Consider the following 21,139-nt stretch of genomic DNA (forward strand, 5'->3'; position numbering starts at 1 on the left):
GTACGCCGCCGCCCCGGCCCGTACGGCCCGTCCCGCTTCCCGGGCGCCCCGCACCTCCTGGAGTACGGACATGACCAGCACCACCGCCAAGGCGCCGGCCGACCGCGAGCCGGCGCTCGCCGAGGTCGAGCTGCTCATCGGCGGGATGACCTGCGCCTCCTGCGCGGCCCGCGTCGAGAAGAAGCTCAACCGCATGGACGGCGTCACCGCCACGGTGAACTACGCGACGGAGAAGGCCCGGGTCACCTACCCGGCGGGCACCGAGGTCGCCGACCTGATCGCGACCGTGGTGAAGACCGGGTACACCGCCGAGGAGCCCGCGCCGGTGCGGGAGGAGGCCTCCGCCGTCGAGCAGGAGGACCCCGAGCTGTCGGCCCTCCGCCGGCGCCTCACCGTCTCCACCGTCCTCGCCGTCCCGGTCGTCCTGCTCGCGATGGTCCCCGCGCTGCAGTTCGACAACTGGCAGTGGCTCTCGCTCACCCTCGCCGCACCGGTCGTCGTCTGGGGCGGGCTGCCGTTCCACAGGGCGGCCCGGACGAACGCCCGGCACGGCGCCGCCACCATGGACACGCTGGTCTCCCTCGGCACGCTGGCCGCGTTCGGCTGGTCCCTGTGGGCGCTGTTCCTCGGCGACGCGGGCATGCCCGGCATGCGGCACCCCTTCGAGCTCACGGTCTCGCGCGGCGACGGCGCCTCCTCGATCTACCTGGAGGTCGCCTCCGGCGTCACGGCCTTCATCCTGCTGGGCCGCTACCTGGAGGCCCGGTCCAAGCGCCGTGCGGGAGCGGCCCTCAAGGCGCTGATGGAACTGGGCGCCAAGGAGGTGGCCGTGCTGCGGGACGGGCGCGAGGTGCGGATCCCGGCGCAGCGGCTGGCCGTCGGCGACCGGTTCGTCGTACGGCCCGGCGAGAAGATCGCCACCGACGGCACGGTCGTCGAGGGCGCCTCGGCGGTGGACGCCTCGATGCTGACCGGCGAGTCCGTGCCGGTGGACGTGACGGCCGGGGACGCGGTCACCGGCGCGACGGTCAACGCGGGCGGCCGGCTCGTCGTCCAGGCCACCCGGATCGGTGCCGACACCCAGCTCGCGCGGATGGCGAAACTGGTGGAGGACGCGCAGAACGGCAAGGCCGAGGTGCAGCGGCTCGCCGACCGGATCGCCGGGGTCTTCGTGCCGGCGGTCCTGCTGATCGCCGCCGCCACGGCCGGGGCGTGGCTCGGGCTGACCGGCGACGGCGTCGCCGCGTTCACCGCCGCCGTCGCCGTCCTGATCATCGCCTGCCCGTGCGCACTGGGCCTGGCCACCCCGACCGCGCTGATGGTCGGCACGGGCCGCGGCGCCCAGCTCGGCATCCTCATCAAGGGCCCGGAGGTCCTGGAGTCCACGCGCCGGATCGACACGGTCGTCCTGGACAAGACCGGCACGGTCACCACGGGCCGGATGACCCTCCAGGAGGTCCATGTCGCCGAGGGCGCCGACGAGAAGGAGGTGCTGCGGCTCGCGGGCGCCGTCGAGCACGCCTCCGAGCACCCCGTGGCCCGTGCGATCGCGCTGGGTGCCGCGGAGAGGGCCGGACAGCTCCCGGACGTCGAGAGCTTCGAGAACGTCCCCGGGCGGGGCGTACGGGGGCGCGTGGAGGGCCGTGAGGTCGCCGTGGGACGGCTCTTCGACGACGTACCGCCGGAGCTGGCCCGCGCGCGGGACGAGGCCGAGCGGGCCGGCCGTACGGCCGTCCTGGCCGGCTGGGACGGGACGGCGAAGGCCGTCCTGGCCGTGGCGGACGCGGTCAAGGAGACCAGCGCGGAGGCGGTTCGCGAGCTGCGCGCGCTGGGGCTCACTCCGGTGCTGCTGACCGGGGACAACCGGGCGGTGGCCGAAGCGGTGGCCGAGGCCGTCGGGATCGACCGGGTGATCGCGGAGGTCCTGCCCGAGGACAAGGTCGACGCCGTACGGCGGCTGCGGGCCGAGGGGCGGGTCGTCGCCATGGTGGGCGACGGCGTCAACGACGCGGCCGCGCTCGCCACCGCCGATCTGGGCCTGGCCATGGGCACCGGCACGGACGCGGCGATCGAGGCGGGCGACCTGACGCTGGTGCGCGGCGATCTGCGGGTGGCCGCGGACGCGATCCGGCTGTCCCGCCGGACGCTGGCCACGATCAAGGGCAACCTCGTCTGGGCCTTCGGCTACAACGTGGCCGCGCTGCCGCTGGCCGCCGCGGGACTGCTGAACCCGATGATCGCCGGGGCCGCGATGGCCTTCTCGTCGGTCTTCGTCGTCACGAACAGTCTCCGACTTCGGACATTCCGGTGAAGTCCCCCGAATTCGCCCTAAGTTCGCGGCGAACGCGATATGAGCCCCTCTGGAGTCCCGGGCCCGGCTCACATAAGCTCTTCACAAGGCTCGCGCATCATCCTTACGCTAGAGCCCCGGACGGTATATCCGGGCTCTTGCGTATCTACCGGACATACGCAAGAGACGCAGATCACAGTGATGTGAACGTAACCATCGAAGGAGTTCGAAGGTCTAAGTTGACGATGTCAGGGAGCGTCTTGGGGGGCGCCACCTGGCATCTGGAGATGTCTTGGGGGACTTCTCCAGAGATGCGTTGCCGGGGCACGTACACCGGGAAGCTTTGAGCGGCCCTCCCGGTCGTGCGCTGTCCCGGCAGACCGCACACCGCAGTACGGCGAGTTCTGCTCGTTGTGCTCAACAGCGATTCAGGCGCTGTCCTCACAGACGCCCGGCCGGATCCCGTGGGGGGAATCCGAACCGGGACTGGGAAGGCGCCCTGGCCGTCGGCCCGTGGGGGGACCGGCGCTCCAGGGCGCCTTCTTTATGTGCGCGCGGATACCCGAAATCCGCGCCCGTGGTGACCCGAAAGCCCCCGCATCCGGCAGTCGGATACGGGGGCTCGAACGGGCTGGCGCCTCAGCGCTCCTCGACGGGCACGAAGTCGCGCTCGACGACGCCCGTGTAGATCTGGCGCGGGCGGCCGATGCGGGAGCCCGGCTCCTTGATCATCTCGTGCCACTGGGCGATCCAGCCCGGCAGCCGGCCGAGGGCGAACAGGACCGTGAACATCTCGGTCGGGAAGCCCATGGCCCGGTAGATCAGGCCGGTGTAGAAGTCCACGTTCGGGTAGAGGCTGCGCGAGACGAAGTAGTCGTCGGAGAGCGCGTGCTCCTCCAGCTTCAGCGCGATGTCCAGCAGCTCGTCGGACTTGCCGAGGGCGGACAGCACGTCGTGCGCGGCGGCCTTAATGATCTTGGCGCGCGGGTCGAAGTTCTTGTAGACCCGGTGGCCGAAGCCCATCAGGCGGACGCCGTCCTCCTTGTTCTTCACCTTGCGGATGAAGTTGTCGACGTCGCCGCCGGAGTCGCGGATGCCCTCCAGCATCTCCAGCACGGACTGGTTGGCGCCGCCGTGCAGCGGGCCCCACAGGGCGTTGATGCCGGCGGAGATCGAGGCGAACATGTTCGCCTGCGAGGAGCCGACCAGGCGGACCGTGGAGGTCGAACAGTTCTGCTCGTGGTCCGCGTGCAGGATCAGCAGCTTGTCGAGGGCGGAGACCACGATCGGGTCGAGGTCGTACTCCTGCGCGGGGACCGAGAAGGTCATGCGGAGGAAGTTCTCGACGTAGCCCAGGTCGTTGCGCGGGTAGACGAACGGGTGGCCGATCGACTTCTTGTACGCGTACGCCGCGATCGTCGGGAGCTTGGCGAGCAGGCGGATCGTGGAGAGGTTGCGCTGACGCTCGTCGAAGGGGTTGTGGCTGTCCTGGTAGAACGTGGACAGCGCCGAGACGACCGAGGACAGCATGGCCATCGGGTGCGCGTCGCGCGGGAAGCCCTTGTAGAAGTTCTTGACGTCCTCGTGCAGCAGGGTGTGCTGCGTGATGTCGTTCTTGAACGTCGAGAGCTCGTCGACGGTCGGCAGCTCGCCGTTGATCAGCAGATAGGCGACCTCCAGGAAGGTGGAGCGCTCGGCCAGCTGCTCGATCGGGTAGCCGCGGTACCGCAGGATGCCCGCTTCGCCGTCCAGGTAGGTAATGGCGGATTTGTAGGCGGCGGTATTGCCGTAACCGCTGTCCAGCGTCACCAGACCGGTCTGGGCGCGGAGCTTGCCGATGTCGAAGCCCTTGTCACCGACGGTGCTGTCGATCACCGGGTAGGTGTACTCGCCGTCGCCGTACCGCAGTACTACAGAGTTGTCGCTCACGTCATCCCTCACCGACGTTGTGCCTCTTCTTCGAGGTGCCCTGACTGTCTCTACCATCCCCCACTCGGCTCAGGAGAGTGCACTCGGGGTCGACCATCGGGCCTATTGACGGCACTGAGTGCCGCCAACTTCCTCATCCTGCCCCCTGTGTTCCCCATCTGGAAGTGCTCTGTGACCTTCACGACTCATTTGATCGATCATTTTTCTGCGAACCGAGCCGGAAGTCGAGTGCCGTGCACCGGCGGCCCGCCGAAACGGAGCGCACCGCCTGGCCGATCGCCCTGCGCGAACCGACGAGGACGACCAGCTGCTTGGCCCGGGTGACCGCCGTGTAGAGCAGGTTCCGCTGGAGCATCATCCAGGCGCCGGTGGTGACCGGGATGACGACCGCCGGGTACTCGCTGCCCTGGGAACGGTGGATGGTCACGGCGTAGGCGTGAGCCAGCTCGTCGAGCTCGTCGAACTCGTAGGGGACCTCCTCGTCCTCGTCCGTCAGCACCGTCAGGCGCTGGTCGACCGGGTCGAGCGAGGTGACCACGCCGACGGTGCCGTTGAAGACGCCGTTCTTGCCCTTCTCGTAATTGTTGCGAATCTGGGTGACCTTGTCGCCGACGCGGAACACCCGTCCGCCGAGTCTCTTCTCGGGCAGGTCGGGGCGACCCGGGGTGACGGCCTGCTGGAGCAGGCCGTTGAGGGTGCCCGCGCCCGCCGGGCCCCGGTGCATGGGGGCGAGGACCTGGACGTCCCGGCGCGGGTCCAGTCCGAACTTGGCCGGGATGCGGCGGGCCGCCACATCGACCGTGAGCCGGCCGGCCGCTTCCGTGTCGTCCTCGACGAAGAGGAAGAAGTCCTTCATGCCGTCGGTGAGCGGGTGTTGGCCGGCGTTGATCCGGTGCGCGTTCGTCACCACGCCCGACTGCTGGGCCTGCCGGAAGACCCGGGTGAGGCGGACGGCGGGGATCGGGCTCCCGTCGGCCAGGAGGTCGCGCAGCACCTCGCCCGCACCGACGCTGGGCAGCTGGTCCACGTCCCCGACGAACAGCAGATGGGCTCCCGGGGGGACGGCCTTCACCAGCTTGTTGGCGAGGAGCAGGTCCAGCATGGACGCCTCGTCGACCACCACCAGGTCGGCGTCCAGCGGGCGGTCCCGGTCGTAGGCCGCGTCGCCGCCGGGTTTCAGCTCCAGCAGGCGGTGCACCGTGGAGGCCTCGGCGCCGGTGAGCTCGGACAGGCGCTTGGCGGCCCGGCCGGTCGGGGCGGCGAGCACGACCTTCGCCTTCTTGGCGCGGGCCAGCTCCACGATCGAACGGACCGTGAAGGACTTGCCGCAGCCGGGACCGCCGGTGAGGACGGCGACCTTCTCGGTCAGCGCGAGCCTGACGGCGGCCTCCTGCTCCGGGGCGAGGTCGGCGCCCGTACGGCCCTTGAGCCAGCCGAGCGCCTTGTCCCAGGCCACTTCCCGAAAGCCCGGCATCCGGTCCTCCTCGGTGCGCAGCAGGCGCAGCAGCTGGGCGGAGAGGGAGAGTTCGGCGCGGTGGAAGGGCACGAGGTAGATCGCGGTGACGGGCTCGCCGCCGTCAGGCCCCGGGACCTTCTCCCGGACGACGCCGGGGTCCTCGCCCTCCTGCGCGGGTTCGGCCAGCTCGGCGAGGCACTCGATGACCAGGCCCGTGTCGACCTGGAGGAGCTTGACCGCGTCCTTGATCAGCTGCTCCTCCGGGAGGAAGCAGTGGCCCTGGTCGGTGGACTGCGACAGCGCGTACTGCAGGCCCGCCTTGACGCGCTCCGGGCTGTCGTGCGGGATGCCGACGGACTGGGCGATCTTGTCGGCGGTGAGGAAGCCGATGCCCCAGACGTCGGCGGCGAGGCGGTAGGGCTGGTTCTTCACGACGGAGATGGACGCGTCGCCGTACTTCTTGTAGATGCGCACGGCGATGGACGTGGACACCTCGACGGTCTGGAGGAAGAGCATGACCTCCTTGATGGCCTTCTGTTCCTCCCAGGCGTCGGCGATCTTCTTCGTCCGCTTGGGCCCGAGGCCCGGGACCTCGATGAGCCGCTTGGGCTCCTCCTCGATGATCTGGAGGGTGTCCAGGCCGAAGTGCTGCGTGATGCGGTCCGCGAAGACCGGGCCGATGCCCTTGACCAGGCCGGAGCCGAGGTAGCGGCGGATGCCCTGGACCGTGGCCGGCAGGACGGTCGTGTAGTTCTCCACGTGGAACTGCTTGCCGTACTGGGGGTGCGAGCCCCAGCGGCCCTCCATGCGCAGCGACTCCCCCACCTGGGCACCGAGCAGCGCGCCCACGACCGTGAGCAGATCGCCGCCGCCTCTGCCGGTGTCGACCCGGGCGACCGTGTAGCCGTTCTCCTCGTTGGCGTACGTGATCCGCTCCAGAACGCCTTCGAGCACGGCGAGCCGCCGTTCGCCGGCGGGGGTTCCCGTCTGGTTGGGCATGATCCGACCGTACCGCCGGGGTGTGACAGCCGAAGCGGGGGCGGCCATGTCATATCGACCGATGGTGAGTTCGGCAGCACTTCGGTCCGCGGTGATCGTCCAGCCGGGCGTGATCAAGATCTGGTCGGCAGGCGCTGATCCACACCATGCTCAGGTGGAACCTGCCACCGGGTTTCACGCACACCCGGTTCGAGCAGCTGCGCCTGGACGTCCAGGGGCGCCGGTTCGCCACGTGGCAGGAGTGGCGACGCTACAGCCTGGTCACCACCCCGTTCGCGCTGCGCGCTGCCTCGCCGATGATGCGGGTCGCGGGCCTGCCTGCCGAACCGGACGCGATCGCCTCAGTCGTACCGGAGGCGGCGGTGGCGTCACGGACGGCAGCGGACGCCATCATCCTCACCGACGCCCTCGTCGGCCTCTCCGAGGACCTGGCCGACGGCCATGTGCCGCGAGCAGTGCGCCCGCCGCACCCGCCGCTACGGCTCCGTCCCCCGCATCCCCGTCCAGCCCGGCCCGCGCACAGGGCGTGAGCCGGGCCATTACCAGGGACGTAATTGAGGACCTGCGCTCACCCGCGCACGCTCACCCCCATGTCCTTCCTCTGCATAAGCGCCGCCGCGCTGTTCTTCCTGGGTATGGGGCTCTTCGGGCTTGTCGCTCCCGGCGCGCTCATCCGCCCCTTCGGCATCGAGCTGTCCGTCCCGGAAGCGCGCAGTGAAGTCCGCGCCGTCTACGGCGGGTTCGGGGTCGCCGTCGGTGCGTTGCTCGCCTGGGCGGCCCTCGGCGCTTCCGGTGATCTGCGGTCGGGGGTGGTTCTCACGGTGGCGGTGTCGCTGGCGGGGATGGCGTTCGGGCGGCTGGTATCCCGTGCGGTGGAGCGCCCGTCGGCGTTCTTTCCGTCCTGGTTCTACTTCTGGGTCGAGATCCTGGGCGCCGCTCTGCTGATCAGCTGTGCGTAGCGGGTCATCCCGAGCCGCTGCGGCGGGCGTAGGCGCGGGCCGCGCGGGCGCGGTCGCCGCAGCGGGTGGAGCACCAGTGGCGGCGGCCGTGGCGGAGCAGGTAGCGGTTGCAGGGCGGGGAGCCGCAGGCGGTGAGGCGGTCGGCGTCGGGAGAAGTGAGCAGGTCGGCGGCGTCGGCGGCGAGGGTGGCCAGGGCGAGGTCGACGATCGCGGTGGTGGGGTGGGGGGCGGTGCGGTAGGGGCCGGTCCTGTCGTCCCACCGCAGCAGCGGGGCGGTGGGGACCCGGGTCATCGCGTCGTTGACGGCCGTCACGGCCGCGGGGTGGGCGGGCAGGCCTTCGGCACGGGAGGCGAACAGCGACCTGATCTGTTCGCGCAGGGAACGCAGCTGGGTCGCGCACATCTCCCGCATGCCGGCGTCGACCGGGGCGAGGCCGCGCTGTGTCAGCCAGTGGTTCGCCTGTGCGGGCGTGCCCAGGAAATCGACCGTGCGCCCGCCGGGCAGGGCGATCGCGCTGTTGGCGAGGGCGAGGGAGGGGTGCTCCTCCTCTCCCTGTGCGGGCGGCGGGGCGGGCTGTTCGATCACGGGCTCCTCCATGCTTCTCATGGTACGGCTTGCCTTTATCCGTGAGGAGCGGCTACGGTCATCTCACGGTTCGATGGTATCTATCCGTGAGGTTCTCGATGTCTGCCCTTCCTGCGCCGACCGCGCCCTTCCCCGTCCGCGTCCTCGGTGGCCCGACCGCCCTCTTCGAGTACGGCGGCCTGCGCTTCCTGACCGACCCCACCTTCGACGCCCCCGGCGACTACGCCCGCGGTGACGCCCGGTTCCTGACCAAGACCGCGCCCTCCGCCACCACCCCCGCCGACCTCGGCCGCATCGACGTGGTGCTGCTCTCCCACGACGAGCACCCCGACAACCTCGACGTCTCCGGCCGGGCCCTGCTCGCCGGCATACCCCTGACCCTGACCACGCCCGGCGGCGGCGAGCGGCTGCGCGAGAGCCTGGGAGACAGGGCCAGGGGCCTGGCCGACTGGGAGTCGATCGAGCTGGACCGCCCCGACGGGGGCACGGTCACCGTGACCGGCGTGCCCGCCCTGCACGGCCCCGGCCCCCGCGAGGAGGTCGAGCCGGTCACCGGCCAGGTCGTCGGCTTCGTCCTGACCGGCGAGGGCCTGCCCACCGCCTACGTCAGCGGCGACAACGCCTCCCTCGAAGCGGTCCGCGAGATCGCCGGCCGCTTCGGCCCCGTCGACACCGCCGTCCTCTTCGCCGGTGCTCCCCGCTTCCCCGTCCTCTTCGACAACCAGGTCATCGTGCTGGACAGCGCCATGGCGGCGGAGGCCGCGCGGATCCTCGGCGCCCGCCGCGTCGTCCCCGTGCACTACGACAGCTGGGCCCACTTCACCGAAGGCCGCGAGGAGCTGGAAGCCGCCTTCACCGCAGCCGGGCTCGCCGACCGCCTGGACTGGGGCAAGGGCGCCTGACCTTCCGTCACCGGAAGCCGTCACTTCCTCCAGAACAGGTGATGGATCACCCCGCTGGGACTGGGCACCACATCGCAGTGGAAGCGGTCGAACAGCTCCTCGGGGGACTCCCACAGCCGTGATCCCGATCCGAGCACCACGCCGGGCGAGACCGCCACATGCAGTGTGTCCACCAGGTCGGCGTCGAGGAACTCCCGGATGGTGGTCGCCCCGCCGCCCAGCCGGACGTCCTTGCCCTCGGCCGCCTTGCGCGCCTGCTCCAGGACCTCGGCCGGGTCGCCGCCGACGAAGTGGAACGTGGTGTCGGAGAGGGTGAACGACGGACGCTCGTGGTGGGTCATCACGAACACCGGCGTGTGGAACGGCGGCTCGTCGCCCCACCAGCCCTTCCACTCGTGGTCCTGCCAGGGGCCGCGCTGCGGGCTGAACTTGTTGCGGCCCATGATCTCGGCGCCGATGTTGTTCGTGAAGTCACGAGTGAGGTAGTCGTCGAGACCGCGGCTGCCGCCGGGGTCGGTGCGGTTGGGCCAGCTCGCGGTGGCGCCGGCCCAGGCGAACATCTGCCCCGGGTCGGCGTGGCCGAAGGGCCGCTCCAAACTCTGGTGCTCACCGGCACCGAATCCGTCACTGGAGACGTTGAAGTTCTGCACTCGCAGTAGCTGCTGGGGCACGGCGCTCCTCCTGTGGTGGTCGACGAGGGGACAGACCGCCCGGGCCGGCGAAACTCATCGGCGGCCCGGCGTTCTCCCTCGGCTCACCGGCGGTCGGCTCCCCGCGACCACCGCCCGCCGGTTCTCCGGCTCACCGGCCGTCGGCCCTCCCGCTCACCCGGCCTGCGCGACCACGTGATCGATCACCTGCTGGAAGTCCTCACTCGGGGAGAACTCCACGAACTCGCTGTCCTCCAGGGCGACCGGGACGTGCCCGGGGCCCCAGTAGTACGCCTGTCCCGCCTCGTACTCCTCCTCACCGGAAGCCGTGCGCATCCTGATCCGGCCCTTGAGCAGATAGCCCCAGTGGGGGCACTGGCACGCGTCGTCGGGCTGCCCCTTGAGGGCCGGGCCCATGTCCGTGCCCTGGGGCAGGCTGACGTAGCCCACCGACATGCCGCCCCCGATCGGCATGAGGCGCAGTTCCACGCCGTTGCCCTCAAGGGCAACGGGTACGTCGTTCCGGGTCGCCGCCGTCATGACTCCTCCGCTCCGGCCCGGCCGGGCCTCGCGACAACGGACCTCCTCCCTCCACCCTGAACCGCCGGGGAGCCGCCCGCGACATCACGATCCGGTCAAGAGGTGCCCTCGGGGGCTTGATTTACCGGCGTGTAATCGATTCCATCCACCCGTCGATGTAATCGATTCCACGAGCGCTGCGCCATGTGCGCTCCCACGACTGATCCACAAGGAGGTGGAGCGGCGGTGGCCAGCATCAAGGACGTCGCTGCCGAGGCAGGCGTATCCGTCGCCACGGTCTCGCGCGTCCTGAACGACCACCCGTCGGTCAGCGCCGACGCACGCAGGCGCGTGCTGGCCGCCGTCGAGTCCCTGGGCTACCGCCCGAACGCCGTCGCCCGCTCTCTGCGCACCGACCAGACCCACACCCTCGGCCTGGTCATCAGTGACGTACTGAACCCCTACTTCACCGAACTGGCCCGCTCCGTCGAGGAGGAGGCCCGCGCGCTCGGCTACAGCGTCATCATCGGCAACGCCGACGAGCGGCCCGACCTCCAGGACCACCACGTACGCAACCTGCTGGACCGGCGGATCGACGGGCTGCTCGTCTCCCCCACGGACGGCGGCTCGCCGCTGATGCTGGACGCCGCGCGGGCGGGGACGCCCATGGTGTTCGTGGACCGGTGGATCCCGGGCGTGGACGTGCCGGTGGTCCGGGCGGACGGCCGGGCCGCCGTCCGGGATCTCGTGGCGCATCTGCACGGGCTCGGGCACCGGCGGGTCGCGATCATCGCGGGTCCCGCCGCCACCACCACCGGGCGGGAACGTGTCGAGGCCTTCCGGGAAGCCCTGGGCGCGTACGGCCTCGCCCTGCCCGACGCCTACATAGGGCAGGGCGACTTCCAGGCCGGCAGCGGGCGCCGGGTCACCGAGGGGTTCCTCGACCTGGCCGAGCCGCCCGAGGCCGTGTTCGCGGCCGACAACCTGATGGCGCTCGGCGCGCTGGACGCCGTACGCGCGCGTGGCCTGCGCGTGCCGGACGACATCGCGCTGGCCGCGTTCGACGACATCCCGTGGTTCGTGCACACCGATCCGCCGGTCACCGCGATCGCCCAGCCGACCGGTGAGCTGGGGCGTGCCGCCGTGCGCGCTCTGGTCGACCGGATCGAGGGGCGGCCCGGCGAGTCCGTCACCCTTCCCGCCCGGCTCGTCGTGCGCCGCTCGTGCGGCGAGCCGTATCCGGCCTCCCCCGAGCCGGACCCTGCACAGGCCCCCGCTGTGCAGCACCCCGCAGAGAACAGGAGCCAGTCGTGAGCAACGCGGACGAGTTGCTGCGCATCGAGGGCATACGGAAGACCTTCCCGGGTGTGGTCGCGCTGGACGGCGTGGACTTCGACCTGCGCCGGGGCGAGGTGCACGTGCTGCTCGGTGAGAACGGCGCGGGCAAGAGCACCCTCATCAAGATGCTCTCCGGCGCCTACACACCCGACGCCGGGCGGATCCTGGTCGGCGGCGAGGAGGTGCGCATCCAGGGTGCGCAGGACTCCGAGCGGCTCGGGATCGCCACCATCTACCAGGAGTTCAACCTCGTTCCGGATCTGACGGTCGCCGAGAACATCTTCCTGGGGCGGCAGCCGCGCCGCTTCGGGATGATCGACCGGAAGCGGATGGAGGCCGACGCCGAGGTCCTCCTCGCGCGCGTCGGGGTGAACGTGTCGCCCCGCGCGCGTGTCCGCGAACTCGGCATCGCGCGCCTGCAGATGGTCGAGATCGCCAAGGCGCTCAGCCTCGACGCGCGCGTGCTGATCATGGACGAGCCGACGGCCGTGCTCACCTCCGAGGAGGTCGACAAGCTCTTCGCGATCGTGCGCACGCTGCGCGAGGACGGCGTCGGGATCGTGTTCATCACGCACCACCTGGAGGAGATCGCCGCCCTGGGCGACCGGGTGACGGTCGTCCGGGACGGCAGGAGCGTCGGGCAGGTCCCGGCCTCCACCCCCGAGGACGAGCTCGTACGGCTCATGGTGGGGCGCTCCATCGAGCAGCAGTACCCGCGCGAACGGGCCGACAGGGGCGCCGCGTTGCTCACCGTCGAAGGGCTGACCCGGGACGGCGTCTTCCACGACGTCAGCTTCGAGGTGCACGCCGGTGAGGTGGTCGGCATCGCGGGGCTGGTCGGCGCCGGCCGTACGGAGGTCGTACGGGCCGTGTTCGGGGCGGACCCCTACGACAAGGGGGCCGTGAAGGTCGCCGGTTCCACCGTCCCCAAGTACGACGTCAACGCGGCGATGACCGCGGGCATCGGGCTCATCCCCGAGGACCGCAAGGGCCAGGGCCTGGTGCTGGACGCGTCGGTCGAGGAGAACCTCGGGCTGGTGACGCTGCGGTCGGCCACCCGCGCCGGGCTCGTCGACCTCAAGGGGCAGCGCGAGGCCGCCGAGCGGATCGCGGGCCAGCTCGGGGTGCGGATGGCGGGCCTCGGCCAGCACGTGCGCACGCTGTCCGGCGGCAACCAGCAGAAGGTCGTCATCGGCAAGTGGCTGCTCGCCGACACCAAGGTGCTGATCCTCGACGAGCCGACGCGCGGCATCGACGTCGGCGCCAAGGTCGAGATCTACCAGCTCGTCAACGAACTCACCGCCGCCGGCGCGGCCGTCCTGATGATCTCCAGCGACCTTCCCGAGGTGCTCGGCATGAGCGACCGGGTGCTGGTGATGGCGCAGGGCCGGATCGCCGGCGAACTCTCCGCCGACGAGGCGACCCAGGACGCCGTGATGGCACTCGCCGTCAGTACCCCCACCGCAACGACCACGACCGGAACGGAGGCCTCCCGTGGCCACTGACACGCTCAAGAGCACGACGGGCGCGGGTGGCGCCTCGGGCGGCCTGCGCCGTCTCCTGCTCGACAACGGCGCGCTCACCGCGCTCATCGTCCTCGTCATCGCGATGTCGGCGCTGTCCGGCGACTTCCTGACGACGGACAACCTCCTCAACGTCGGCGTCCAGGCGGCCGTGACCGCCATCCTCGCCTTCGGCGTCACCTTCGTGATCGTCTCGGCGGGCATCGACCTGTCGGTCGGCTCGGTCGCCGCGCTGTCGGCCACGGTCCTCGCGTGGAGCGCCACGTCGGCGGGCGTCCCCGTGTTCCTCGCCGTCCTGCTCGCCATAGCGACCGGCATCGCGTGCGGCCTGGTCAACGGCATCCTGATCTCCTACGGCAAGCTGCCGCCGTTCATCGCGACGCTGGCGATGCTGTCGGTGGCCCGCGGCCTGTCCCTCGTCATCTCCGAGGGCTCCCCGATCGCCTTCCCCGACTCGGTCTCCCACCTCGGCGACACACTCGGCGGATGGCTGCCGGTGCCGGTGCTCGTCATGGTCGTGATGGGCCTGATCGCCGCGTTCGTGCTCGGCCGGACGTACATCGGCCGCTCGATGTACGCGATCGGCGGCAACGAGGAGGCCGCGCGGCTGTCCGGGCTGCGCGTGAAGAAGCAGAAGCTCGCGATCTACGCGTTCTCGGGCGTCTTCGCCGCCGTCGCCGGTGTCGTCCTCGCCGCCCGGCTGTCCTCCGCGCAGCCGCAGGCCGCCGACGGCTACGAGCTGGACGCGATCGCCGCGGTCGTCATCGGCGGCGCCTCCCTCGCGGGCGGCACCGGCAAGGCGTCCGGCACACTCATCGGCGCGCTGATCCTGGCCGTGCTGCGCAACGGGCTCAACCTGCTGAACGTGTCGGCGTTCTGGCAGCAGGTCGTCATCGGCGTCGTCATCGCGCTGGCCGTGCTGCTCGACACCGCGCGCCGCAAGGCCGGGGCCACCCCGGTCGCGGCCGGCACCGGCGGCGACAAGGGCAGGCAGGCGGCGACCTACGCGCTCGCGGCCGTCGTCACCGTCGCGATCGTCGGCGCCACGTCCTTCCTGCACAACGGCTCCTCCGCCGCGAGCACCCCGAAGATGGGCCTGTCGCTGTCCACCCTCAACAACCCCTTCTTCGTGCAGATCCGGGCGGGCGCCCAGGCCGAGGCGAAGAAGCTGGGCGTGGACCTGACCGTCACGGACGCCCAGAACGACGCCTCGCAGCAGGCCAACCAGCTCCAGAACTTCACCAGTTCCGGGCTCGGCGCGATCATCGTCAACCCGGTCGACTCGGACGCGGCGAGCAACTCCGTGAAGGCCGCCGACAAGGCGAAGATCCCGGTCATCGCCGTCGACCGCGGCGTGAACAACGCCAGGACGGACACCCTCGTCGCCTCCGACAACGTCACCGGCGGTGAACTCGCCGCCAAGACCATCGCCGACAGGCTGGGCGGCAAGGGCAAGATCGTGATCCTCCAGGGGCAGGCCGGCACCTCCGCCGCCCGCGAGCGCGCCCAGGGCTTCGCGAACGGCCTCAAGGCCTACCCGGGCATCCAGGTCGTCGCCCAGCAGCCCGCCGACTTCGACCGCACCAAGGGCCTCGACGTGATGTCGAACCTGCTCCAGGCCCACCCGGACGTCCAGGGCGTCATCGCCGCCAACGACGAGATGGCGCTCGGCGCGATCAAGGCCCTGGGCTCCAAGGCCGGCACGTCGGTCTCCGTGGTCGGCTTCGACGGCACGCCTGACGGACTGAAGGCGGTCGAGGGCGGCACGCTGTACGCGTCCGTGGCGCAGCAGCCGTCCCAGCTCGGGAAGATCGCCGTGGACAACGCGCTGAAGGCCCTCCAGGGCAAGAAGGTCGAGGAGACGGTGAAGGTGCCGGTGAAGGTGGTCACGAAGGAGAACGTGGCCGGGTTCAGCGGCTGACCTCGGGGAACGGCGGGCGGTCGTCCACCGTTGGTGGGGCCGCCCGCCCATGTCACTCACGTGGGGAGACAACTCATGTACGACTACGACCTCCTGGTCGTGGGGTCGGCCAACGCCGACCTCGTGATCGGTGTCGAGCGCCGGCCCGGTGCCGGCGAGACCGTGCTCGGCTCCGACCTGGCCGTCCACCCGGGCGGCAAGGGCGCGAACCAGGCGGTCGCGGCCGCCCGGCTCGGAGCCCGTACGGCGCTGCTGGCCCGGGTCGGCGACGACGCGTACGGCCGGCTGCTGCTGGACTCGCAGCGCTCGGCCGGCGTGGACACGGTGGGTGTCCTGGTGGGCGGCGCGCCGACCGGGGTCGCGCTGATCACGGTCGACCCGTCCGGGGACAACAGCATCGTCGTCTCGCCGGGTGCGAACGGCCGGCTGGCCCCGGAGGACGTCAGCGCCGCAGGGTGCCTCTTCCAGGGCTCCCGGGTGGTGTCGGCGCAGTTGGAGATCCCGCTGGAGACGGTGGTGGAGGTCGTACGGAACCTGGCGCCGGAGAGCCGTTTCGTGCTGAACCCCTCGCCGCCGCGGCCTCTTCCGCAGGAGGTGCTGGCGGCGTGCGATCCGCTGATCGTCAACGAGCACGAGGCGAAGGTGATCCTGGGCTCGGCCGCGGTCGGGGACAGCCCGGAGGACTGGGCGCGGATCCTGCTCGCGAAGGGGCCGCGGTCGGTGGTGGTGACGCTGGGCGCTCAGGGCGCGCTGGTCGCCTCCGCGGAGGGCGTCTCCCGGGTGCCGTCCGTGAAGGTGAGCGCGGTGGACACGACCGGCGCGGGTGACGCGTTCACCGCCGCGCTGGCGTTCCGGCTGGGGGCCGGTGAGTCCCTCGCGGAGGCGGCCGCCTACGCGGCACGGGTCGGGGCGGTGACCGTGACGAAGGAGGGCGCGCAGGCGTCCTTCCCCACGGCGGCGGAGGTCGCTGCGCAGTGAAGAAGGCCGGAATACTGAACCGTCACCTCGCCGGTGCGCTGGCCGAGCTGGGCCATGGCGACGGGGTGCTGGTGTGCGACGCGGGCATGCCCGTACCCGACGGCCCGCGGTTGGTCGACCTGGCCTTCCGGGCCGGGGTACCGGCGTTCGCGGAGGTGCTGGAGGGGCTGCTGGCGGAGCTGGTCGTCGAGGGGGCGACGGCGGCGACGGAGGTACGGGAAGCGAACCGGGAGGCTTCGGAACTCCTGGCCGGGCACTTCCCGTCGCTGGAGCTGGTGTCGCACGAGCGGCTCAAGGAGCTGTCGGCCGGGGCCCGGCTGATCGTCCGCACGGGTGAGGCACGGCCGTACGCGAACGTGCTGCTGAGGTGCGGTGTCTTCTTCTGAAGCCCGGAAAGGTTTCGAGGGGGCCCGGTCCGTCGACCGGGCCCCCTCGGCTTTTCCCCTCCCGTCAGGAACCCCCGCGATCCCCCCGGATCCCCCTCCAGAAGTCCTGACACCAAGTACGACCCGCACAGGGCGGAAAGGGTTGCACGGCGGAGTAAGAAATTCTTGCCGGATTTTCGGAAAGATCACCGCGCGGGCCGGGTCAGCACGCGGGTGAGGCCGCCGTCGTCCTCCTCGACGTCCCTGACGTGCGCGAACCCGATCCGGCCGAGCAGGCGCAGCGAGGCCTCGTTCTGCGCGGCGACGGTGGCGTGCACCTCGGTCAGCCCGAGCGTGTCGAAGCCGTACCCGACGAGCGCCTCCGCCAGCTCCGTCCCGAGCCCACTGCCCCAGGCCTCCGGGGCCAGGGCATAGACGATCTCGTGACCGTCGACGACGTCCGTCCGCTTGATCTCCGCATGCCCGACCAGTCGCCCACCGCGCCGGACCGCCCACACGTCGAACAGGTCCTGGGCGTACACCTTGGTGAAGATCCGTCCGAACAGGGCACGGTCGTCAGCCTCCGCCGCCGGGCCGTCACCCATCCACCGGGAGACCCGGGTGTCCTGGAAGAGGGCGACGAAGGCCTCTTCGTCCTTTGGGGTGTAGGCGTCGAGGAGGAGGCGGGGCGTTCGCAGGCTCGGGGGCACGGGCGGCGACGCTAGCGGCGCGGGCAGCGGGGCCGCAATCCATTTGCCGGCCGTCGCCCTTCGAGCGGCTCGTCCTCAGCGGCTGAGTCGCCGGCGGAACCACCGCGTCAGGACGTCGTCGACGGCCCGGGCGGCAGGCAGCTGCGGAGCCGGTTCCAGGCCGGGTTCGGCGGCCAGCGGGTGCGCCAGGTCCGGCACGGTGATCAGCTCGACCTCGTCCGGGCGCGCGTACCGCTCGCGCAGTGCGTCGACCAGGGCGGCGGCGTCCGTGCGGAACTCCGGGTGGTCGCGCTCCCCGCTGACGAGCAGCAGCGGCGGGTGGGCGGTGAGGTCTCCGGCACGGGCGACGAAGTCCAGTTCGTCGGCGGCCCCACGGGACTCCTCGGTCCACCGGTACACCTGTCCGGTGAGGTCCTGGACGCGTTCGACGGCGGAGCGTATCCGCACGGCGGGGTTGACCAGGGCGACCGCCCGGACCGGAATCCGCCGCGTGGTGAGCACCCGCAACGCCACGGCTCCGCCGAGCGAGGCGCCGAGGAGACCGACCGGCCCGTCGTCGACGGGCAGTTGCTCGCGCAGCGCGGCGAGCGCGGCCGGGAACTCGTCGGCGGCCTGACGGGCGAACGGGGCCAGGAAGGACAACAGCGCGTCCTCGCGGGCACGTCGGAGGGCGGCGTCGACACGGCCGTCGACCATCCGCGCGCCACACATCGGCATGCCCAGGTGGATCCGCCAGGCGGGCACCCCGGTCATGGGCAGGGCGGCCGCGAACGCCGCGTCCGTGCGCGGCGCGTCCAGCATGTGCCAGGTCACGAGCAACGGCGCGGGACCGTCGGCAGCTCCGGCCGGCGGGAGCGCGGTGAACGGAACTCCGGCCGCGGTACCGGTGATCGTCTCCATGACTCTCCCTGTCTCCCTCGGGTCGGGGAGGGCGAGCGTAGACGGCTCGACGGAGGCGACGGCCCTGCTTCTGCCCAGGGCAGAGGCGTCCGGCCCGCCGTAATCACCGTCGGCCGCCTGCCACTTCGGCATAGCTTTGGGGGGACGGGCCGTCCCGGCAGCCCGGCAGGGGCGCGCAGGCGAGGAGTTGAACGTGGACGCGGAGGACACCGCCAAGAAGCTGCGGATGATCGGCGACGAGATGTCGGAGCGGTTCTACGAGCGGGCCGACGTCGTGCGGACGCTGGTCGTGGCGCTGCTGGCCGGGCAGCACTCGCTATTGCTCGGTCCGCCCGGGACGGCGAAGTCCGAGATGGCGCGGGAGCTCACGGGCCGGATCGACGGCGCGGCCTACTGGGAGATCCTGCTGTCGAAGTTCACCGCGCCGACGAGGATGTTCGGTCCCATCGACGTCGCCGCGCTCGCCCGGGGCGAGTACCGCCAGGTCTACGACGGCCGCGCCACCACCGCGCACGTCGCGTTCATCGACGAGATCTTCAAGTGCTCCACGGCGGCGCTGAACGAGACGCTGGGCTACCTCAACGAGCGGATCTACCACCCCGAGAACGGCGGCGAGCCGATCCGCTGCCCCCTGATCGGGGCCATCACGGCGAGCAACGAACTGCCGAGCGAGGACGACGCGGCGGCGATCTACGACCGGCTGCTGGTGCGGATCGAGGTCGGGTACCTGGAGAACCCCTCGAACTTCGCCGAGCTCGTACGGTCCGCCGTCCGGCGGCCGGCGGCGCCGGCCAGGACCACCGTCGAACTGGCCGCGCTGCAGCACGCCGTGACCGAGGCCGTCCCGGCCGTGGACGTCCCGGACGCGATCGTGGACGCGGTGTGCACGCTGCGCTCCGCCCTGCGCCGCAGGGAACTCGTCGCCTCCGACCGCCGCTGGCGGCAGGCGGTGGGGCTGCTCCAGGCCTCCGCGTACCTCGACGGGCGCCCGGCGGTCGACGAGACCGACCTGTCGATGCTGACGCACGTGCTGTGGGACTCCCCCGCCGACCGCCCCACCGTCGAGCGCGAGGTGCTGCACCTGGTCAACCCCGACGCCAAGGAGGCGCTCGACCTGGCCGACGCCATCGACGAACTGGAAGCGCAGCTCGACGCCATGGCCGGGCAGTCCCGCGAGGCGCTGAGCGACTGGGTCATCAAGAAGGCCCACAACAAGCTCGCCACGGCGGGCAAGCGGCTGGAGAAGCTGCGCGAGGAGGCGGTGAGCGCCGGCCGCTCCACCGCCGCCATCGACCGGGTCACCGGCCGCCAGCGCGCCGTCCGCGCCCGGGTCCTCACCGAGGCCCTCGGCATGGACGCGAGCATGGTGCAGGCGCAGCTCTGAACGCCGGGGTGACCATGGACGGGGCTTCGAGCGGGCCGGACGAACTGGACGGACTGAACGAACTGGCGAGCCTGGCCGGGAAGTGGCTGGGGCTGTCCTCCGCCGTTTTGGGGCGGCACACGGCGGCCGTGGTCGCGGACCGGTTCGACCGGATGACCTGGCGCGACACCTACGAGCAGTCGGCCGCGCTGCGCGAGCTGGCCCGGGAGCTGGAGGCGCGCCACGACCACGCCACGGACCTCCTGACCGACGTGTTCCTGGCGGCCTACAAGGCCGGCCCGCGGTTGCGCGAGCCCGCCGAGATGGATCCGTCCCGGCTGGTCGACCACCAGGTCGTCACCGCGCTGGTGGAGTCACCCGGGTTCACCGAGCTGCGCCGGGAGACGGCGGGTGACCCCTACGCCGCCGCCATGGCCGTACTCGCCCAGGCCGCCGCGCTGCGGGGGCTGCTGGAGCGCACCCGGCAGGCCCGGGAACAGGCCGGGCGGGCGGGGCAGGGGCAGCAGGACGCCGAAGAGGCGGCGTCCGTCGCGGCCGAGGCGCTGCGGCAGGCCGCCGAGGAGGCCGGCCAGGACGGCACCGTGCCGGCTCCGGCCGCCGACGCCGTACGACGGGCGGTCCGGACCGCCGAAGCCGCCGCGGCCGCCGCACGGCAGGCCGCCCAGGACGCCGCCCGGGCCCTCGGGACGTCGGCCGCCGCCGTCCGGGCCGGTGCGCGGAACGCGGCGGCGCAGGCCGCCGAGGCCGTGCGGCAGGAGTCCGCGCTGCTGCGGGCGTGGGGCGTCGGCCCGGGCGAGCTGGAACGGATGCCGTTCGACCAGCGCGCCCGGCTCGCCGAGCGGCTGCGCACAGGCCGGCTCGCGGAGTGGGCCGAGCTGATCGGCCGCTTCCGGCAGATGGCCAGGGGCGAGCGCGCCCGCAGGGTGGAGAACGCCGCCGGCGAACTGGTCGGCGTCACGCTCGGCGACGACCTCTCCCGGGTCATCCCCTCCGAGTTGGCGGGCCTCGGGGTGCCCGAGCTGCGTGCGGTGTTCGCCGTGCGCTACGCCGCCGGGGAGCTGATGCTCTACGACAGCCAGGGGGAGCAGGCCACCGGCCGGGGCGCGATCATCGCGTGCGTGGACACCTCGCACTCGATGTACGAGGCCGGGCCCGGCGGGATCACCCGGGAGGCGTGGGCCAAGGGGTGCGCACTGGCGCTGCTGGACCAGGCCCGCGAGTCGGGGCGTGACTTCGTCGGCATCCTGTTCTCCGCGCCCGGCAGGATCCAGGTCTTCCGCTTCCCGGCCGGCCGGTCCGCCGGCACGGGCCGGGTCCTGGACTTCGCGGAGACCTTCCTGGGCGGCGGCACCAGCTACCAGACGCCGCTGTCAGCGGCCGGCGAGCTGCTGGCGGACGAGTTCGGCGACACCGCCCGCAGGCGCGGCGACATCGTGATGATCACCGACGACGACTGCGGTGTCACCGAGGAGTGGATGCGCGGCTGGAACGACGCCAAGCACCGGCTCGGCTTCCGGGTGTTCGGCGTGGTCGTCGGTGCCCCGCGCGTCGGCGAGGCCGGCTCGGTGCTGGAGGCGCTGTGCGACAACCTCCGCTCCGTCGAGGACCTCACCGACGTCCACGCCGCCGCCGATCTGTTCCGCGTGATCTGACCGCCCGGGCGGTTGCCGAGCGATCAGGGCTGCCTCGATGCGGCCGAGCCGCCTGTGCCGAGTCCCGGTCGGGGGTGG

18 protein-coding genes are annotated in these 21,139 nt (G+C 71.7%); 11 read left to right on the forward strand and 7 right to left on the reverse strand.

The window, feature by feature from the left end:
- Window positions 1–70: 70 nt before the first annotated feature.
- Window positions 71–2,311 (forward strand): heavy metal translocating P-type ATPase, encoded by a 2,241-nt coding sequence (locus GTY47_RS23725; protein ID WP_010046851.1) that lies wholly within the window; start codon window positions 71–73, stop codon window positions 2,309–2,311.
- Between the two features lie 618 nt (window positions 2,312–2,929).
- On the opposite strand, the gene GTY47_RS23730 is transcribed toward GTY47_RS23725, so the two are convergent.
- Window positions 2,930–4,219 (reverse strand): citrate synthase, encoded by a 1,290-nt coding sequence (locus tag GTY47_RS23730; protein WP_010046855.1) that lies wholly within the window; start codon window positions 4,217–4,219, stop codon window positions 2,930–2,932.
- A gap of 178 nt (window positions 4,220–4,397) precedes the next feature.
- Window positions 4,398–6,674, reverse strand: a complete 2,277-nt coding sequence (locus GTY47_RS23735) for an ATP-dependent RecD-like DNA helicase (RefSeq protein WP_010046857.1) — start codon at window positions 6,672–6,674, stop codon at window positions 4,398–4,400.
- Between the two features lie 146 nt (window positions 6,675–6,820).
- Between GTY47_RS23735 and GTY47_RS23740 the strand changes: the two genes are divergently transcribed.
- Window positions 6,821–7,204: a hypothetical protein gene (locus tag GTY47_RS23740; RefSeq protein WP_010046858.1), complete on the forward strand. Its 384-nt coding sequence runs from the start codon at window positions 6,821–6,823 to the stop codon at window positions 7,202–7,204.
- A gap of 60 nt (window positions 7,205–7,264) precedes the next feature.
- Complete coding sequence (locus GTY47_RS23745) at window positions 7,265–7,633, forward strand: DUF4345 family protein (protein WP_010046866.1); 369 nt, start codon at window positions 7,265–7,267, stop codon at window positions 7,631–7,633.
- Window positions 7,634–7,637: 4 nt separating this feature from the next.
- Here GTY47_RS23745 and GTY47_RS23750 read toward each other — a convergent pair whose 3' ends face one another.
- The gene (locus GTY47_RS23750) at window positions 7,638–8,240 is read right to left on the reverse strand and encodes an ABATE domain-containing protein (protein ID WP_102514868.1); all 603 of its coding nucleotides are present in this window, start codon (window positions 8,238–8,240) and stop codon (window positions 7,638–7,640) included.
- A 77-nt stretch (window positions 8,241–8,317) separates the two neighbouring features.
- Between GTY47_RS23750 and GTY47_RS23755 the strand changes: the two genes are divergently transcribed.
- Window positions 8,318–9,121 carry an MBL fold metallo-hydrolase gene (locus GTY47_RS23755; RefSeq protein ID WP_010046870.1) on the forward strand — a complete coding sequence of 268 codons (804 nt, stop codon included), beginning with the start codon at window positions 8,318–8,320 and terminating at the stop codon, window positions 9,119–9,121.
- A 20-nt stretch (window positions 9,122–9,141) separates the two neighbouring features.
- Here the strand turns inward: GTY47_RS23755 and GTY47_RS23760 are convergent, their stop codons facing one another.
- Both GTY47_RS23760 and GTY47_RS23765 read right to left on the reverse strand, forming a co-directional pair.
- Complete coding sequence (locus tag GTY47_RS23760) at window positions 9,142–9,792, reverse strand: dihydrofolate reductase family protein (protein WP_010046871.1); 651 nt, start codon at window positions 9,790–9,792, stop codon at window positions 9,142–9,144.
- Between the two features lie 153 nt (window positions 9,793–9,945).
- Window positions 9,946–10,311, reverse strand: a complete 366-nt coding sequence (locus tag GTY47_RS23765) for a hypothetical protein (protein WP_010046874.1) — start codon at window positions 10,309–10,311, stop codon at window positions 9,946–9,948.
- A gap of 225 nt (window positions 10,312–10,536) precedes the next feature.
- Here GTY47_RS23765 and GTY47_RS23770 point away from each other — a divergent pair, with 225 nt between their 5' ends.
- From GTY47_RS23770 to rbsD, 5 genes are all read left to right on the forward strand, one after another.
- Window positions 10,537–11,604, forward strand: a complete 1,068-nt coding sequence (locus GTY47_RS23770) for a LacI family DNA-binding transcriptional regulator (protein ID WP_010046876.1) — start codon at window positions 10,537–10,539, stop codon at window positions 11,602–11,604.
- Window positions 11,601–13,133 (forward strand): sugar ABC transporter ATP-binding protein, encoded by a 1,533-nt coding sequence (locus tag GTY47_RS23775; RefSeq protein WP_010046880.1) that lies wholly within the window; start codon window positions 11,601–11,603, stop codon window positions 13,131–13,133. The genes GTY47_RS23770 and GTY47_RS23775 overlap by 4 nt, the downstream gene beginning before the upstream one ends.
- Complete coding sequence (locus GTY47_RS23780) at window positions 13,123–15,072, forward strand: substrate-binding domain-containing protein (protein ID WP_010046883.1); 1,950 nt, start codon at window positions 13,123–13,125, stop codon at window positions 15,070–15,072. Before GTY47_RS23775 ends, GTY47_RS23780 begins: the two co-directional genes overlap by 11 nt.
- Window positions 15,073–15,147: 75 nt before the next feature.
- Entirely contained in the window at window positions 15,148–16,050 is a 903-nt protein-coding gene (locus tag GTY47_RS23785; protein ID WP_010046885.1) for a ribokinase, read from the forward strand.
- Entirely contained in the window at window positions 16,047–16,436 is a 390-nt protein-coding gene (gene rbsD / locus GTY47_RS23790; protein ID WP_010046887.1) for a D-ribose pyranase, read from the forward strand. Before GTY47_RS23785 ends, rbsD begins: the two co-directional genes overlap by 4 nt.
- A gap of 185 nt (window positions 16,437–16,621) precedes the next feature.
- Here rbsD and GTY47_RS23795 read toward each other — a convergent pair whose 3' ends face one another.
- Both GTY47_RS23795 and GTY47_RS23800 read right to left on the reverse strand, forming a co-directional pair.
- Window positions 16,622–17,125 (reverse strand): GNAT family N-acetyltransferase, encoded by a 504-nt coding sequence (locus tag GTY47_RS23795; protein ID WP_010046888.1) that lies wholly within the window; start codon window positions 17,123–17,125, stop codon window positions 16,622–16,624.
- A 75-nt stretch (window positions 17,126–17,200) separates the two neighbouring features.
- Window positions 17,201–18,025: a prolyl oligopeptidase family serine peptidase gene (locus GTY47_RS23800; protein ID WP_010046889.1), complete on the reverse strand. Its 825-nt coding sequence runs from the start codon at window positions 18,023–18,025 to the stop codon at window positions 17,201–17,203.
- Between the two features lie 226 nt (window positions 18,026–18,251).
- Between GTY47_RS23800 and GTY47_RS23805 the strand changes: the two genes are divergently transcribed.
- Both GTY47_RS23805 and GTY47_RS23810 read left to right on the forward strand, forming a co-directional pair.
- Window positions 18,252–19,409 carry an AAA family ATPase gene (locus tag GTY47_RS23805; protein WP_050810326.1) on the forward strand — a complete coding sequence of 386 codons (1,158 nt, stop codon included), beginning with the start codon at window positions 18,252–18,254 and terminating at the stop codon, window positions 19,407–19,409.
- Between the two features lie 14 nt (window positions 19,410–19,423).
- On the forward strand, window positions 19,424–21,061 hold the full coding sequence (locus GTY47_RS23810) for a VWA domain-containing protein (protein WP_010046891.1): 1,638 nt from the start codon (window positions 19,424–19,426) through the stop codon (window positions 21,059–21,061).
- Window positions 21,062–21,139: the final 78 nt, after the last annotated feature.

Origin of the sequence: Streptomyces sp. SID5464 (assembly GCF_009862985.1) — a bacterium.
Classification (GTDB): Bacteria; Actinomycetota; Actinomycetes; order Streptomycetales; family Streptomycetaceae; genus Streptomyces; species Streptomyces chartreusis_D.

What these genes read in the sequence shown, in the direction of transcription:
- GTY47_RS23725 (WP_010046851.1), top strand. Translation starts at nt 71, where the DNA reads ATGACCAGCACCACCGCCAAGGCGCCGGCCGACCGCGAGCCGGCGCTC.
- GTY47_RS23735 (WP_010046857.1), bottom strand. Translation starts at nt 6,674, where the DNA reads ATGCCCAACCAGACGGGAACCCCCGCCGGCGAACGGCGGCTCGCCGTG.
- GTY47_RS23740 (WP_010046858.1), top strand. Translation starts at nt 6,821, where the DNA reads ATGCTCAGGTGGAACCTGCCACCGGGTTTCACGCACACCCGGTTCGAG.
- GTY47_RS23745 (WP_010046866.1), top strand. Translation starts at nt 7,265, where the DNA reads ATGTCCTTCCTCTGCATAAGCGCCGCCGCGCTGTTCTTCCTGGGTATG.
- GTY47_RS23750 (WP_102514868.1), bottom strand. Translation starts at nt 8,240, where the DNA reads ATGAGAAGCATGGAGGAGCCCGTGATCGAACAGCCCGCCCCGCCGCCC.
- GTY47_RS23755 (WP_010046870.1), top strand. Translation starts at nt 8,318, where the DNA reads ATGTCTGCCCTTCCTGCGCCGACCGCGCCCTTCCCCGTCCGCGTCCTC.
- GTY47_RS23765 (WP_010046874.1), bottom strand. Translation starts at nt 10,311, where the DNA reads ATGACGGCGGCGACCCGGAACGACGTACCCGTTGCCCTTGAGGGCAAC.
- GTY47_RS23785 (WP_010046885.1), top strand. Translation starts at nt 15,148, where the DNA reads ATGTACGACTACGACCTCCTGGTCGTGGGGTCGGCCAACGCCGACCTC.
- GTY47_RS23800 (WP_010046889.1), bottom strand. Translation starts at nt 18,025, where the DNA reads ATGGAGACGATCACCGGTACCGCGGCCGGAGTTCCGTTCACCGCGCTC.
- GTY47_RS23805 (WP_050810326.1), top strand. Translation starts at nt 18,252, where the DNA reads ATGATCGGCGACGAGATGTCGGAGCGGTTCTACGAGCGGGCCGACGTC.
- GTY47_RS23810 (WP_010046891.1), top strand. Translation starts at nt 19,424, where the DNA reads ATGGACGGGGCTTCGAGCGGGCCGGACGAACTGGACGGACTGAACGAA.